The following is a 14,327-nucleotide window of genomic DNA, read 5'->3' on the forward strand; positions in this document are numbered from 1 at the left end:
AGCCTTGTTTCTGTTGCGTTTTGCCAGAAAAAAAAGAACCGGGAATCGGTCACGCGACTGATTCCCGGTATCGATACGAATGTCTCGCCGTTCCGTCGTCCTTATGGCAGCAGCACTGCGCAGGAGATCACGGTCGTCCACATGCCGGTTTCGCCCTCGGCAGACTCGGTGATGTTGAAGGAGTTGACGATCTTGCCGCTCATCTTGTAGATGCCCTCGCGCTCGTCCCAGTCCTTGTTGGGATCAAATTCGATGCCGAGCGTGGTGGCTAGCATCGTCGCGGCCAGATCTTCGGCGTATTCGCCCGACTGCTCGGCAGTTTCGCCATACGGATGATGCTCGGAGAGATAGCCGTATTGGCTTTCGTCAGCCGGAAGCGCCACGCCAACCGAAGCGGAGATGAGGCGGTTGTTCTCGTTGGTCGAGTTACGCGCCATGACCGCGAAGGTGATCTGTCCCGGCTTGAGGTGCTTCAGTCCCTCTTCGACGCTGATGCGTTCGCATTTTGGAGGAAAGATACTTGAAACCGTCACCAGATTGCACTTTTCGATCTTGGCGTCGCGCAGGGCAAGCTCGAACGAAGAGAGATACTCTTTGTGTCTTCCGACACCTTTGGTGAAGAATACTTTTGTTGGGACGAATGACAAGGTGGTAGCTCCGGATAGAGGTTAGAGAAAGGCGTCAGTTGGTGCAATTATAGGAAAAAGCAAACGCATTCAAAACGATTTTTTTGCGCGCGCCACCTTGAAAAATTTTCGTTTGCCTGCGCGGATGATGACGGGGTTTTCGGTCAGCTCGATAACGGCATTGATATCAGAAATTTTCTCGTTGCCAGCCTGCACCGCGCCCTGCTGAATCATGCGCCGTGCTTCGTTTTTGGACGGGAATGCCGCAAGCGCCATGAGCAGCTCGACCACCGGCATCGTAGCCTCCTCGAACTCCACGGTCGGCAGGTCTGTGGGCGCCTGTTTGTTGACGATCACCCGGTCAAAGTGCTCCTGTGCCTTGGCCGCCTCCTCCGCCGAATAATATTGCGCGACCAGTTCGCGGGCGAGTTCTCGCTTGGTTTCGCGTGGATCGGCGGCGATTCGTTCGGCGATAGGCTTGTCGTTGCCGCTGTGGTGCGGTACCAGCAGGTTCCAGTAGGTCTCGATCAGGGAGTCGGGAATTGAGAGCGTTCGACCGTACATATCCTCCGGCGTGTCGTTGAAGCAGATGGCGTTGCCGAGTGACTTGGACATCTTCTCGCTGCCGTCGGTGCCCACCAGCAGCGGCATGGTGATGCACACCTGCGGCTCGATGCCGTACTCGCGCTGGAGGTCGCGCCCAACGAGCAGGTTGAACTTCTGGTCGGTGCCGCCAAGCTCCACATCATTTTTGAGGTGCACCGAGTCCATGCCCTGTGCGAGCGGATAGAGAAATTCGTGGATCGAGATCGGGGTCTGCGAGCGGTAGCGCTTTTCGAAATCATCGCGCTCCAGCATCCGCGCCACCGTGTAGTGGCTCGACAAGCGGATGACGTCGGCAAAGTGCATCTGGCTCAGCCAGTCGGCGTTGTAGCAGATGGTGGTCTTTTCCGGATCGAGGATTTTCGACGCCTGCTCGAAGTAGCTTTTGCCGTTCTCGCGGGCCTCTTCGGCGGTGAGCTGCGGGCGGGTCTTGCTCTTGCCTGACGGGTCGCCGATCATGGCTGTGAAGTCGCCGATGATGAGGATCGCTTCGTGTCCCAAATCCTGAAATTCACGCAGCTTGCGGAGCACCACCGAGTGGCCGAGGTGCAGGTCGGGGCGCGACGGGTCAGCACCGAGCTTGATTTTCAGCGGCGTGCCGTTTTTGAGAGATTTGGTGAGTTTGCGTTCGAGTTCGTCGGTGCTGATGACCTCGACGGTGTTGTTGACGATGATATCGAGCTGTTCCTTGACGGATGGAAATATCATGGCAAATTGAAATGTCGTCTGGTTAATACTGTTTCCTGAGTTGCTGCAGCTGACGCTTGGCGTCTCGATTCTTGATTGTCTCGCGCTTGTCGTAGAGCTTTTTGCCTCGCGCGAGGCCGAGTTCGATCTTGAGTACACCGCGCTTGTTGAAGTAAGCTTTGAGCGGAATAAGAGTCAGTCCCTTTTCGCTGATTTTCGATTGCAGTCGCATGATTTCCGCCTTGTGCAAAAGCAGGCGGCGGCTGCGTTTGGGTTCGAGCGTGTCGAGCGTGTTGTGTTCGTAGGGCGTGATCTGCATGTTTTCGAGCCACACCTGGCCGTGGTGGATCATGGCGTAGCTCTCGCTCAGGCTCGCCTTGCCGAGTCGCACCGATTTCACCTCGCTGCCCAGCAGCTCGATGCCCGCCTCGATCGTGTCGAGAATTTCGTACTCGAACCGGGCCTTGCGGTTGCTGATCGCCGTGACGTATTCCGGCTTGCCTTGTTTTTTGGACACCGCGTTCTCTCTCAGGTTTCGGATTCGTAGTATTCTGCCGGAATCATGTTTCCGACATTGAGCACAAGATAAGGGTCGAACGCTTTTTTTACACGCACCATTTCCCTGATGCCTTTGCGGCCGTACATTTGTACCAGATATTCGCTCTTGAGTTTGCCGATGCCGTGCTCTGCCGACAGTGTGCCGCCCATCGCGAGCACTTTCGAGACGAGCTGGCGGTAGAGCGTTTTGGCGCGCACGAACTCTTCGTGATTGTGCGGCAGAATGTTCAGGTGCAGGTGGGCGTTGCCGATGTGGCCGAAGATGATGTAGGTGAATCCCTCGCGGTCGCAGGCGTCGCGGTAGAGCCGGAACAGCTCGGCGAAGCGCTCGTCGGGCAGTGCCATGTCGGTGCTCACCTTGCTCTCCGACTGGCGGCTGAGCCACTCGTTGACCAGTACCGGCAGCTGGTGGCGGAAGTCGCGGAGCTTCTGCAACCCCTCGCTGTCGAGTGCCGCCCAGCTCTTCTCGACTGGCGAGCCGCACTGTTCCATCAGTTCCAGCCACGCTTCGAGGCAGGCCTCCTCGCGCTCGACGGTTGTCTCCTCCTCGAAATAGACCGCGCCCGCCATTTCCTTTGCAATGTCGGGATAGCTTTGCCGGAGAAACTCCAGCGCCCGACGGTCGAAGAGTTCGAGCGCGCGCGGGCTGACGCCGCCGCTTCCGGCGCGGGCCTCGCCGACGAAGCCGAGCAGTTCCTCCTCGCTTCTGAACCAGGCGAGGCAGGCAATCACCCGCTCCGGCGCGGGGCGCAAGAGCAGCGTGGCTTCGACGATGACGCCGAGCGTGCCCTCAGAGCCGATGAAGAGATCGACCAGATCCATGCCCGGCTTCGACCAGTAGCCCGCGTTGTGCTTCGAGGTCTTCGGCATCGTGTAATCCGGAAGCCGGAACGTCACGCGCCCGGCAAGCGGCAGGTCAAGTGTGAAGTTTCCCGCTGCGTCGGCGAGGTGCTGGCCGCGCGTGATCTCCAGCAAATCGCCCTGCGGCAGCGCGATTTGCAGTGCCTGCACGTGATTGCGCGTCGGGCCGTATTTGAGCGAGCGCGAGCCTGTGGAGTTGTTCGAGATGGTGCTGCCGATGAAGCAGGTTTTCTCGGTCGGATCGGGCGGATAGAACCAGCCTGCCGCCGCCGCTTTCGCCTGCACATCCTGCAACAGCGCACCGCCCTGCACGCGCAGCAGCGCTCGTCCGTCGATTGTCGGCTCGACTTCGCCGATGCGGTCGAGCTTCTGCATCGCAATTACGTAGTCGCCGAACGGGATCCGCGCGCCGGTGGTGCCGGTGCCGTTGCCCGCGATGGTGTAGCGGCGTCCGTCGGCGCAAGCTTCGCGCAACAGCGAGGCCACCTCCTCCGGCGTTTCCGGGAAAAAGACGCCCGGCGTCCAGCCGTTTTTCAGGTTGCTCGTGTCTTCGAGAAAGCCCGCAATGGCTGCTGGTTCATTTTTGAAGTTCATCAGTCTCCACCCTCCAGATCGCTCTGCGGCGCAGTGCTGGTAGAGTCGATTGCTGTTTTCGCGGCGGGGCGTTTCGTGTTTAGCGAATCGTTCAGCTTTTTGATTTTGGCGACAGCGGTGCTGTCGGCGCCCTGGGTTTTCGGCTTGTTCTTTTCGACGAGGTAGTAGTTTATCATCTCTCGGGCGATCGGCGCGGAGATGCTGCCGCCGAAACCGGCGTTTTCGACCAGCACCGCGATGGCGATTTTCGGGTGATCGACCGGCGCGAAGCAGATGAACCAGGCGTGATCCTTGCCGTGCGGGTTCTGCGCGGTGCCGGTTTTGCCGGCGACCGTCACGCCCGGCACCTGCGCCAGCGTGCCGGTTCCTTGCTGAACCACGCCCTGCATCGCCTCCTTGATGATTCCGAAGGTCTCTTTCGAGATTGGCAGGGTGCGCGAGGCGTGATCGATCGGCACATAGATGCCGGTGCGCGTGTCGCGGTAGCCCCTGACAATGTGCGGTTGGTGCCAGGTGCCGTTGTTGGCGATGGTCGCTGCGTAGTTGGCCAGTTGCAGGGGAGTGACGCCGAGTTCACCCTGGCCAATGCCAAGGCTTACCAGATAGCCTTTTGTCCAGCGCCCCTCGCCGTAGCGGCGGTTGTAGTACTCAGTTGTCGGCAACAGGCCGCGCCGTTCGCCCGGCAGGTCGATGCCCTCGCGCTGGCCGAATCCGAACATTTTGCCGTATTTGTCCCACGTGTCGAGGCCCACCTTGAGCATGAGCTGGTAGAAGTAGATGTTACAGGACTCGATGATCGCCTTTTTCATATTGACGATGCCGTGGCCGCGCCCGCCGTGGTCGTGGAAGATGCGTCCGCCGTAGTTCCAGCTGCCGGTGGAGATGATGGTGTCTTCGGGTTTGATGACCCCCTCTTCAAGTCCGGCGATGGCCAGCACCAGTTTGTAGGTGGAACCCGGCGGATAGACGGCCTGGATGGCGCGGTTGAAAAGGGGCTTTTCAGGTGAAAGGGCGATTTCAGCCCACTCTTTTTTTCTGGTTTTGCCGTTGAGGATGTCGAGGTCGAAATCGGGTTCGCTGCACAGCGCCAGTACGCCGCCGTCTGAGGGGTCGATGGCCACCACCGCGCCGGGGTGACCGGTCGCCCGGAGCAGGTTTTCGGCAAGCCGTTGCAGGTGGGCGTCGATGGTGAGATAGAGATCGTTGCCTTTGACAGACGGGATGTCGTTCTTGCCCTCATTGTATTTTCCCATGAGCATTCCGAGCGGATTGACCAGCTCGTAGCGCACGCCCTTCTCGCCCCGAAGCTCCTCCTCGTAGATGCGTTCGAGACCGGAAAAACCGATCTTGTCGTCCGGCGTGTACCCCTTTTCAGCCAGCGTGTCGAGCTGCTCCTTGCTGACATTGCGCAGGTAACCGAACAGGTGGGTTCCCCGGAACAAATCGCTGTATTTTCGCTTGTTCTCGATCTCGATGATCACGCCGGGCAATCGCCAGAGGTTCTCGCTGATGCGTGCCACGACGAACTCGTTCAGGTCGCGGTAGATGGTCGAAACGGCAAACGGACTGTAATCTTTCGCTTCGGCGACCTTCTCGTTCAGCTCATCTACCGGAATTTCAAGCAGGTAGGCCAGGTACGGAATGCTCGATGCTCGCAGCTCGTTGGGGATGATCTTGAGGGTGTAGAGTGCCTGGTTTTCGAGGACGGTTATGCCATTCCGGTCGATGAAATGGCCCCTCGGCGCCTGCTCCCAGATTCTGCGGATGCTCCCCGATCTCGAACTGATGTCGTCATGCTGGACAATCTGGAGCCAGGCGAGACGAGCTGTGAAAAACAGGAAGACGGCTGCGATGAGGAGTATGGTCAGCTTGATTCCGCGCAAAAAATCGTCCATAGCTCAATCCTTCAGCAGTTTCTTCAGGGCGAAGTGATAGACGAGCACGGCCAGCATCATGCTCATGAGGGTGCCGAGGATGACCGTCTCCGGTACCCTGACATAGAGGGGGAGCGAGAGCGGGTCAGAAAGAAGCGACTGAAGCAGGTTCCCGGCTATGAGCGCGGTTGCGGACGCAGCATAGAACATACGCTTTTTCTTGACCGAGGTCGCATGGCTCTTCTGGGGTACATGGAAGAAACCTGCCACAAATCCCTGCACGGTGCCCAGAAGGGCCGACAAGCCTAGGTCGCCCGAGAGAATCCCGGCGATGAGGCCGGCCCCGAAACCGAAGTTCGTGCCGGTTCTCTGGCCGGTGGACATGGAGATGAAGGCGATGAAGATGGCCAGAATGTCAGGGGATGCGTGCAGAATGAGCAGCTTCGAAACGAGAAAGCGCTGCACGAAAGCCAGAATGACCAGGGCGATGGTATAGAGAAGATACTTGTTCAAATCAGGGCGGATTGTCGTTTGTAACCGGTGATTGCCATGTTATCGATGCCTTGTTCACTCTCCTTTTCCCGGACTGTCCGGTGACTGCATCAGCTCGATTTTTTCCATCGACGGTTTTGCCAGCGAGACAAGCACCCAGGAAAGTGATGAAAAATCGACTGCAAGGCGCACGTCGACGTTGTAGAAGAGCTTGTCTTTCGATATGCGGATAATCTGGCCGACCGGAATGCCCCGGATGGCAAAGGTGCTGTAACCGGAGGTTGCCACCCCTTCGCCTACGAGCAGTTTGCTGCTGACGGGCACATGCTCCATTTTGGCGAGGCGTTCATTACCGTTTTGCCAGGCGAGCAGGCCGTTGGTGCGGGTGCTGTCGGAAACCACGCTGACCATGAAGTTGCGGTTGATCACAGGCATCACTTTCGCGTAATTCTGTGACACGTCGATCACCCGACCGACAAGCCCGTCAGGTGTCAGGACGGCCATGTCCCGGGCGACGCCCTGGCGCGAACCGGCGTCGATGATGAGCATGTTGTCGGTTGCGCTGAACCGGCGGTCAACCACCCGTGCGACCTTGAAGTGGCCAGCCCATTGCGGTGCATTCGCCTCTATGGCTTTCAGTTCGGCGGCATCGCGGAGCGCCGCCTGCTGGCGCAGGAGCCGGGCGAACAGCCGCGCATTTTGCAGGAACAGGTGCTGGTTGTCGCGCTCCTGTGTAAAAATGGCCGTGGCGTCGGTAAACTGTTTTCCAATGGCTGCGTTAATGGCCAGCCCGCGCTCGCGAATCGCATCGAGCGTCTCCTTGCGCTGAAGCTGCATGAGCATGATGGAGAGAGTGCAATACAGCAGAAAATAGAGATATGCGGTATGCTTGGCGATAAAACGGAAAAAACTCGACACGTCCGTTGTCTTCCTTGTTAACACATTGGCGCACTCCCTGCCACCTGTTTTTCCGGGGGGAAACCGAAACAGGGGTTGTCAGGGCGATCTTGTTTGCTTTAGTCTCGATTCGATAGCCTCGGTCCGGAGCATTGGCCGGAACATAAAGGTTACGAATCGAAAATATAACAGATATGCAATCTTTTCTTCGATGAATTTTTCCGGCGCTCATTTGTCTCAAACCCGCCGGGCAGGAATCCGTTTTTTGCTTTTTAGGCTGAAATGACGATTTTGAGCTTCATGACCGCCGGTTGCGGAAAAACGCGCGAAACCCGGCGGTGATTACCGTTTGACCCGATCCGGTCTTCCGGCCTACGGGAATCCTCGCCAAGATATTGCAACAGCGCATGTTATTTGACAAACGCAAAAATGTCACGGATAAATTTATCGTTGTCGGAGACCGGGTACTGATCAAGCCGAAATCCCTCGATGAGACAACCAAATCAGGTATCTACCTTCCTCCGGGCGTTCAGGAAAAAGCTAAAATCCAGAGCGGCTACGTGCTCAAAACAGGGCCCGGCTATCCGGTCGGCCCGCCAAATGATACCGACGAACCCTGGAAAGAGCGGGCCGAAAGCCCCCAGTATATTCCGCTTCAGGCCAAAACCGGCGATCTGGCTATCTTCGTCCAGAGCAGTGCCTGGGAGATCGAGTACGAAGAGGAGCGCTATCTGATCGTGCCCAATTCAGCCATTCTTTTGCTGATCAGGGAAGACGATGACCTGGAAGACTCTCTGAGTTGAATCGTCGGAGGGAGTCGGATTTGTTTCCGGCTTTCACTCCGGCCTACGCTCCTCTTCAACCGTCGAGGAGTTTTTTTATTTCATTATTTTGACAGATCGATATGACCATAGCGACCGATATGCACAAAGAGGCGGCGGGCCTTTCGACCGAAGCGCTGCTCCGGCGGGTGCAGGCTCTCAAGAAGGAGATGAACGCGATTATCCTTGCCCACTACTACACCCTGCCGGAAATCCAGCAGGCGGCGGACATCGTGGGCGACAGCCTCGCCCTGGCGCGGGCGGCGGAGAAGACGTCGGCGGACGTGATCGTTTTCGCCGGGGTGTACTTCATGGCCGAGACCGCCAAGATTCTCAATCCTGGCAAGATGGTGCTCATGCCCGATCCGGGCGCGGGCTGCCCGCTGGCCGACAGTTGCCCGGAGGAGGAGTTCCGCGCCTTCCGCCAGGCGCATCCCGACGCCATTGCCATTACCTACGTCAACTCGTCGGCGGCGATCAAGAAGCTTTCGGACATCATCTGCACCTCGTCGAACGCCGAGCATATCGTGCGGCAGATTCCGCCGGAGCAGCAGATCATCTTCGGTCCTGACCGCAACCTCGGCGCATGGGTGATGAAGCGCACCGGGCGCGACATGCTGCTCTGGCAGGGCTTCTGCTATGTGCACGACGCCTACTCCGAGGTTTACATGATCCAAGCCAAGGCGATGTATCCGGATGCGGAATTGATCGCTCATCCCGAGTGCCGCGAGGAGGTGCTGCGTCAGGCTTCGTTCGTTGGCTCGACCTCGGCCCTGCTCGATTACACCGAAAAGAGTCCGCGCAAAAGCTTCATCGTGGCAACCGAGCCGGGCATTCTTTACGAAATGGAGAAACGCTCGCCGGGCAAGGTTTTCATTCCTGCGCCCAAAGACCCGGCCAATCCGCGCAGCGTCTGCAAGCAGATGAAGCAGAACACGCTTGACAAGCTCTATCTCTGCATGGTGAACCGCTCGCCCGAGATCACCGTTGACGAGAGCCTGCGCGAAGGGGCGCTGAAGTCGATCAAAAGAATGCTCGAAATGTCCGCCTGACCTGCCGTCGCCGGGCGCCACTCCGCTCACCGGAAGTCGCGGCCCGGCAAAATCTCTGACCGTTCAGCCCTCCGCTGTTGCCGCTCATCCCCGTTTCTGCGTATCTTGTTTGCGCAAGAGCTGTTTCGCTTTCCAACCCTTTCAGCAGGAACCATCATGCGCTCGCCGCTCCTTCGTATCGTCGCCATCTCGGCGCTCTTCTGCGCCCAGCCGTTCCAGCCCGAAGCCAACGCCTGGCACGACAAAACCCATCTCACCATCGCCGAGGCCGCCGGGTTCGACCTCTGGTACAGCGCCGCCGCGCCCGATGTGGCCAAGTCGAAAGAGATGTTCAGTCCGGTCGAAAGCCCGAATCACTACTACAATAACAACGCCAACAAGCGGGTCACTCCTGAAATGGTCATGGCGCAGGTTGAACGCTACAACCGGCCCAACGACGACGAAGGGCATCTGTACGGCGCGATCATCGGTTCGGTCAGGGAGTATCAGTCGATGAAAAAGAGCGGCAAATATGCGAAGTATCCGCTGGTCTACTGCGCCCACTATTGCGGCGACCTCTCGATGCCACTGCACAACACCCGCTACGACGACTTCAACAAAGAGCGCCACAGCATCAACGACGGTATCATCGAGAACAGTGTGCGCCACAACATCGGCTACATCCAGCGCATGATGCGGCCTCCCGTCATCGACAGCGAGGCCGACCTGGCGCGCGAGATCGCCGCCGTCGCCGAATCGGCCCGCAAGCTCGGCATGAAGATGCGGAAGGAAAATCGCGACATGACCGTCGATGAAGCTTACACGCAGGTGACGCGGAGCGCCTCGCTCTTCAACGCCATTCTCGCCTGGCTCGAAAGAACGCAGAAGACGGCGGGCGAAAGAACCGTGACCGTAACGAACTGATTTTCAATAAGTTGCATGGCTGAAAAGAAACATCTCGACAGGCTGAAAGCTGGAGTCGCAAGCTGGAACCACTGGCGCAAAGCGCAGCCGGAAGTCCGGCCCGACCTCAGCCAGGCCGATTTCAGCGCCGCCGACCTGAAAGGCATCGATCTTTCGGAGGCCGACCTCGTCGGCGCGACTTTCGCGAAAGCGACGCTCTCCGGCGCGGATTTGCGCGGGGCCGATCTTCGCGGAGCCGACCTGTCGGGCGCGCGGCTCGACGGCGTCAATCTGAGCCGCAGCACCATCGATCTCTCCACGCGCTACGATGGCGTGACCGGATGCCAGATCGGCGTCAACGGCCTCTACTCGCCATCGACCGACTCGGCGGCCCTGATGCGCCTCGATCCGCCCGGCAACTCCATGCAGGGCGCCAACGCCGAGGCGGTCGTCGAAAGTTTGCGCCAAGCGCGCAAGCTGCACACCTTTTCGGTGATTCTTGCCGGAATCGCGATGCTTTTCATCGTCATCAAGCCCAAAACCATCACCCTGCCATATCTGGCCGGATCGTTCAAGTTTGATGACTTCAGCTATGCTTTTCTGGCCACCATTCTCTCGGCGGCGCTCCTGAGCCAGGTGGTTTCATTCATCGACTCGGCGCTGCAAGGCGCGCGCTACCTCAACGACCGCCGCGCGGCGATGCTGGTCGGCCACTTTCCGTGGCTGCTCTCCAAATACGAAAGCGACCCGGCGAACAAGCGTCAGTCAAGGGTCCTGCGCTTTTTTATGATTTTTCATCCGCTGATCTACCTCTACTTTTTCGTCCAGTGGAGTGCGCTCGCCATCGGCGACTGGGATTCGGTCATCCGGCACTACCAGCAGATGCCGATTATTTTTGGCGAATACCTCCTGCCGGTCGTCTATGTCATTCTGATCCGCATCTGCCTGCACCTCTTCCGTCTCTCCGAAGGTTTCCAGAAGCCGATCCTTTTCGACGCCGAAACCGAACGCAGCCGCCGCACCGACATGGAACGCCTTACCGAAGCCATCGAGCGCCAGTCCGCCCTTACCGCCGAGCTGGTGGATGTACTGAAAAAGAGGGAGGGGAAGAGTTGAGCGTTGAGCGCGAGAAAATGAAGAACGGCTTTACCGTCTCTAAACTGTTGTGCAGCATGAGCAGATTTGCAGTTGTTCCGATACGCCGCGTGAGTGTTTTGTTCATCTTTTCGATCATCCTGCTGTTTGCGGATGGCGGAAATGCCATGTCCCGCATGCAGCCTCCGGACGGCGTGGTGGCCGGTGTGGTTAACGCCTTCGGTTCGAGAGATGCTGTCCGGTTGAACCGCTTTGTCCATCCAAAACAAGGCGTGGTCGTCATCTACCGCCAAGGCGTTTTCAATGTATTCAAAGCCGTTTCGCGGATCGATTTCAGAAAGCCGGTTCCCGAATACTTCCCTTATCCAAAAATCAGGGGCGGTGCGCCTCTCAGGTACGCGGCGTTGCCGGTGTATGATTGCGGGCGCGAGGCCTGGTCGAAAACCGGCCTGTTTTGCGACCCAAAACACCGGGATGTTTTGTTGAGCACCATGGCGATTAACCTGAAGCGGAGCGGACTGAAGGAGATTTCGCAGGAAACGATCGACCGCTTTCGAGCGCTCGAAGCGAAAAGCGTTCGCGTTGTGCTGGTTGACGTGAATGGAAACGATCTGGTGTTTTACTTGACGAGAATCGGCGAGCGCTGGTATTTGACCATCCTCGACCGTGTCTCCAGCGATTGCAGTGCTTGATTATGGAAAGATGATTTGTGCGGCTGGGTTTTTGAAAAGAAGCGTTCCCGGAGAAATCGATAAAAATTACTGGAGCACCATTCTTTTCTGTCATGCTGAGCGAAGCGAAGCATCCAGCTCTGCAACGGCGTTGCTTCGGGTAGTTTTAATGCCGGAATCACGTTTTTTGCTTCGTTAAAGCGTATCTTTTTATGCGTCGTTTGTACTTATAACATTTCACAGGTTTACCCCAACCCATCTTGCCACTATCATCACTTGCGGCCATCAATGAAGTGCATCTTCAGCCTCTTCGAAGGCTGCTAGAAGCCGATCCTTTTCGACGCTGAAACCGAGCGCAACCGCCAGCCGCACCGATCGATATGGAACGCCTCACCGAAGCCTTTGAAAGCCAGGTCATGCTTATCGCCGAGCTGGTCGAGCTGCTGAGAAAGCGGGAGGAGAAGAGGGGAGAGTGAGGAATGATGAGTTATGAATGATGAATTGGGGAAGAGCGAGAGAGCTCACATTGTAGAATCAACATGTTTTGTCAGCCTGTCAGTGAGCGAACAGGCGAATGGTTCCGATACTCGACATTGACAAAATGGTAGCAATAGGCTTCGTGGTTTGCGTTAAATCAATAAAACCAGTTACAAGGAGAATCATATGTCAAAAACCGCATTGCTTCCCACGGTAACAGCTGTGCGCATGGTTTGGGCCATGTCGGGCAAGTTTTCCAATGATGCTCCTTCGCAAACCATGGCTACCTACGTCGAAGATGTGCTGAAGGGTATTGAAGAGCAGGCACCGCAAATTAGCTCTGACGAACGCAGTTATGTGACGAGCGCCGTCGCCACGATGAAAGCCAGTCTGCGCAGCATCGATGTTATTTCCAAGGGGCGTGACCTTAATTTTAAGGAAAACGAGAAGCTGCGTAGCGCTTATCTTGAATCGGTAAAAGAAAGTCTGGATTTTGGAAATAAAGCCCAGGACTTTCTTAAGTCACTGCCTGCGATGACCATTGCGGGCGCGGGAGGGGTGACGGTGGCGCAATATTTTTTTAAAGCATCCACTTTCGAGCTTTGGGGATTCGGTCTTATACTCACAGGCATTGGGTATTTTTTCAATCAGTATATAGTGCTCTGGGTGCGCCGGAAAAAGCAGATGCTTTATGTGACCCAGGATTATGAGCGAGGACTGTACTACGAACAGTACCTTGACCGTGTACGCCTGGTTCTGCTTGCTCTTTTTCTTGATCTTGAGCGGATTCACAAGCGGGTATTCAGAGAGAACTATGAGGCGGACACCACATCGGTTGCAGTTCAATCGATTATCGACGACATTTTGTCCGGGGTTCGCTCAACTTTTTGCCCGTACGCTTACAAACATATGGCTGAGAAAAAAGTGACCCCTGAGTTGTGGACTCTGTGCGAAAGCGGTATTCGCAAGGCAGTGGAGAACTGCCCACTGTGGGAAGGGGGACAGCAGAGTGAAAACCGTATCGACAGTTTGTAATTATGGCCAAAACCGTTCTTGTTACCGGCGCGTCCGGGTTTATCGGGTCGCATCTGGTGGGGCGGTGCTTGGCGGATGGCTGTCGCGTGAAGGCGCTGGTGCGGAAGGGGAATGCATGCATCGATTCGCTGCGGGCTTCCGGTGTGGAGGTCATCGAGGGGGATGTGCGTGATGCCACCGCGGTCGATGCCGCCGTGCGTGAGAGTGACCTCGTGCTGCATGCTGCTGCGCTGACCTCCGACTGGGGGAAGATGCAGGAGTTCATCGACATCAACGTTGGCGGTACGCGCAACGTGTGCGAAGCGTCGCTTCGGCATGGTGTCGGACGGCTGGTGCATGTCAGTTCGTTCGAGTGTTTTGATCACCACTTGCTTGGCCGCATCGACGAGCAGACCCCCTACAAGGCGCGGAAGCAGTCCTATCCCGATACGAAAATCGGCGGCACAAACGAGGTGTGGGCGGCCATAAAGCGGGGGCTTTCAGCAAGCATTCTCTACCCGGTGTGGGTCTATGGCCCCGGTGACCGGACGCTGTTTCCGCTGCTGGCCGACAGCATCCTCCGGCGGCAACTCTTTTTCTGGGCGCGCAACGCGCCGATGAGCATGATTTATATCGACAACCTCGTCGATCTGACGATGCTGGCCGCCTCCCGTCCGGAAGCGGTGGGCGAGGCGTTCATGGCCTGCGACGGCGAGGCGATCACTTTCGAGGAGGTGTGCCGGCGCGTTGCCGTGGCGATTGGCTCGCCGGTGCCATCGCTTCACCTGCCGTTTGGCATGGTTCGGTCCGTTGCCGGGGTGATGGAGTTTGTCTGGCGGATCGCCGGAAGTAAGAAGCGTCCGCTCCTCACCCGGCAGGCGGTTGATGTGCTCGCCTCGCGGGCGCTGGCCGACGTGTCGAAAGCCCGCACGATGCTTGGCTGGCAAAGCCACGTGCCGCAGGAGGAGGGAATCCGTCGCACGCTGGAGTGGCTGGTGACGGTCGATCCGGCGCGGTGGAAGGTGAAATAATGTTTCGCCTCCGCCAGAAAAAAAGTTGTTTCCGGGGCTTCGCCCGTAAAGCGTTTTGGTGTCCGCATCGCGCGGGTTTACCCTCGTTAAGT

The 14,327-nt window shown here is 57.5% G+C and carries 14 protein-coding genes; 7 read left to right on the forward strand and 7 right to left on the reverse strand.

The window, feature by feature from the left end:
- Positions 1 to 101: 101 nt before the first annotated feature.
- The 7 genes from AYT24_RS02650 to mreC all read right to left on the reverse strand — a co-directional run bounded on the left by AYT24_RS02650 (position 102) and on the right by mreC (position 7,213).
- Positions 102 to 647, reverse strand: a complete 546-nt coding sequence (locus AYT24_RS02650) for a pyruvoyl-dependent arginine decarboxylase (RefSeq protein WP_010932249.1) — start codon at positions 645 to 647, stop codon at positions 102 to 104.
- A gap of 69 nt (positions 648 to 716) precedes the next feature.
- Positions 717 to 1,937 carry a tyrosine--tRNA ligase gene (tyrS, locus tag AYT24_RS02655; RefSeq protein WP_010932250.1) on the reverse strand — a complete coding sequence of 407 codons (1,221 nt, stop codon included), beginning with the start codon at positions 1,935 to 1,937 and terminating at the stop codon, positions 717 to 719.
- A gap of 22 nt (positions 1,938 to 1,959) precedes the next feature.
- On the reverse strand, positions 1,960 to 2,433 hold the full coding sequence (gene smpB, locus AYT24_RS02660) for an SsrA-binding protein (protein ID WP_010932251.1): 474 nt from the start codon (positions 2,431 to 2,433) through the stop codon (positions 1,960 to 1,962).
- Between the two features lie 11 nt (positions 2,434 to 2,444).
- Complete coding sequence (locus tag AYT24_RS02665; protein WP_010932252.1) at positions 2,445 to 3,929, reverse strand: FAD-binding oxidoreductase; 1,485 nt, start codon at positions 3,927 to 3,929, stop codon at positions 2,445 to 2,447.
- A complete protein-coding gene (mrdA, locus tag AYT24_RS02670; protein ID WP_010932253.1) occupies positions 3,929 to 5,824 on the reverse strand; it encodes a penicillin-binding protein 2 in 1,896 nt (631 codons plus the stop codon). Before mrdA ends, AYT24_RS02665 begins: the two co-directional genes overlap by 1 nt.
- 3 nt (positions 5,825 to 5,827) lie before the next feature.
- Positions 5,828 to 6,316: a rod shape-determining protein MreD gene (gene mreD / locus AYT24_RS02675; RefSeq protein ID WP_010932254.1), complete on the reverse strand. Its 489-nt coding sequence runs from the start codon at positions 6,314 to 6,316 to the stop codon at positions 5,828 to 5,830.
- A 54-nt stretch (positions 6,317 to 6,370) separates the two neighbouring features.
- On the reverse strand, positions 6,371 to 7,213 hold the full coding sequence (gene mreC / locus AYT24_RS02680) for a rod shape-determining protein MreC (protein WP_164926883.1): 843 nt from the start codon (positions 7,211 to 7,213) through the stop codon (positions 6,371 to 6,373).
- Between the two features lie 386 nt (positions 7,214 to 7,599).
- Between mreC and AYT24_RS02685 the strand changes: the two genes are divergently transcribed.
- The 7 genes from AYT24_RS02685 (at position 7,600) to AYT24_RS02715 (ending at position 14,235) form a co-directional block, all read left to right on the forward strand.
- Entirely contained in the window at positions 7,600 to 7,995 is a 396-nt protein-coding gene (locus AYT24_RS02685) for a co-chaperone GroES (protein ID WP_010932256.1), read from the forward strand.
- A gap of 101 nt (positions 7,996 to 8,096) precedes the next feature.
- Positions 8,097 to 9,065 carry a quinolinate synthase NadA gene (nadA, locus tag AYT24_RS02690; RefSeq protein ID WP_010932257.1) on the forward strand — a complete coding sequence of 323 codons (969 nt, stop codon included), beginning with the start codon at positions 8,097 to 8,099 and terminating at the stop codon, positions 9,063 to 9,065.
- Between the two features lie 156 nt (positions 9,066 to 9,221).
- Positions 9,222 to 9,968 carry a hypothetical protein gene (locus tag AYT24_RS02695; RefSeq protein ID WP_164926884.1) on the forward strand — a complete coding sequence of 249 codons (747 nt, stop codon included), beginning with the start codon at positions 9,222 to 9,224 and terminating at the stop codon, positions 9,966 to 9,968.
- A gap of 15 nt (positions 9,969 to 9,983) precedes the next feature.
- On the forward strand, positions 9,984 to 11,063 hold the full coding sequence (locus AYT24_RS02700; protein ID WP_010932259.1) for a pentapeptide repeat-containing protein: 1,080 nt from the start codon (positions 9,984 to 9,986) through the stop codon (positions 11,061 to 11,063).
- Positions 11,064 to 11,119: 56 nt separating this feature from the next.
- Complete coding sequence (locus AYT24_RS02705) at positions 11,120 to 11,734, forward strand: hypothetical protein (RefSeq protein WP_164926885.1); 615 nt, start codon at positions 11,120 to 11,122, stop codon at positions 11,732 to 11,734.
- A 642-nt stretch (positions 11,735 to 12,376) separates the two neighbouring features.
- Positions 12,377 to 13,225 carry a hypothetical protein gene (locus AYT24_RS02710; protein WP_010932262.1) on the forward strand — a complete coding sequence of 283 codons (849 nt, stop codon included), beginning with the start codon at positions 12,377 to 12,379 and terminating at the stop codon, positions 13,223 to 13,225.
- Positions 13,226 to 13,227: 2 nt separating this feature from the next.
- Positions 13,228 to 14,235, forward strand: a complete 1,008-nt coding sequence (locus tag AYT24_RS02715) for an SDR family NAD(P)-dependent oxidoreductase (RefSeq protein WP_010932263.1) — start codon at positions 13,228 to 13,230, stop codon at positions 14,233 to 14,235.
- Positions 14,236 to 14,327 lie beyond the last annotated feature (92 nt).

It is taken from the genome of Chlorobaculum tepidum TLS (assembly GCF_000006985.1).
GTDB lineage: Bacteria > Bacteroidota > Chlorobiia > Chlorobiales > Chlorobiaceae > Chlorobaculum > Chlorobaculum tepidum.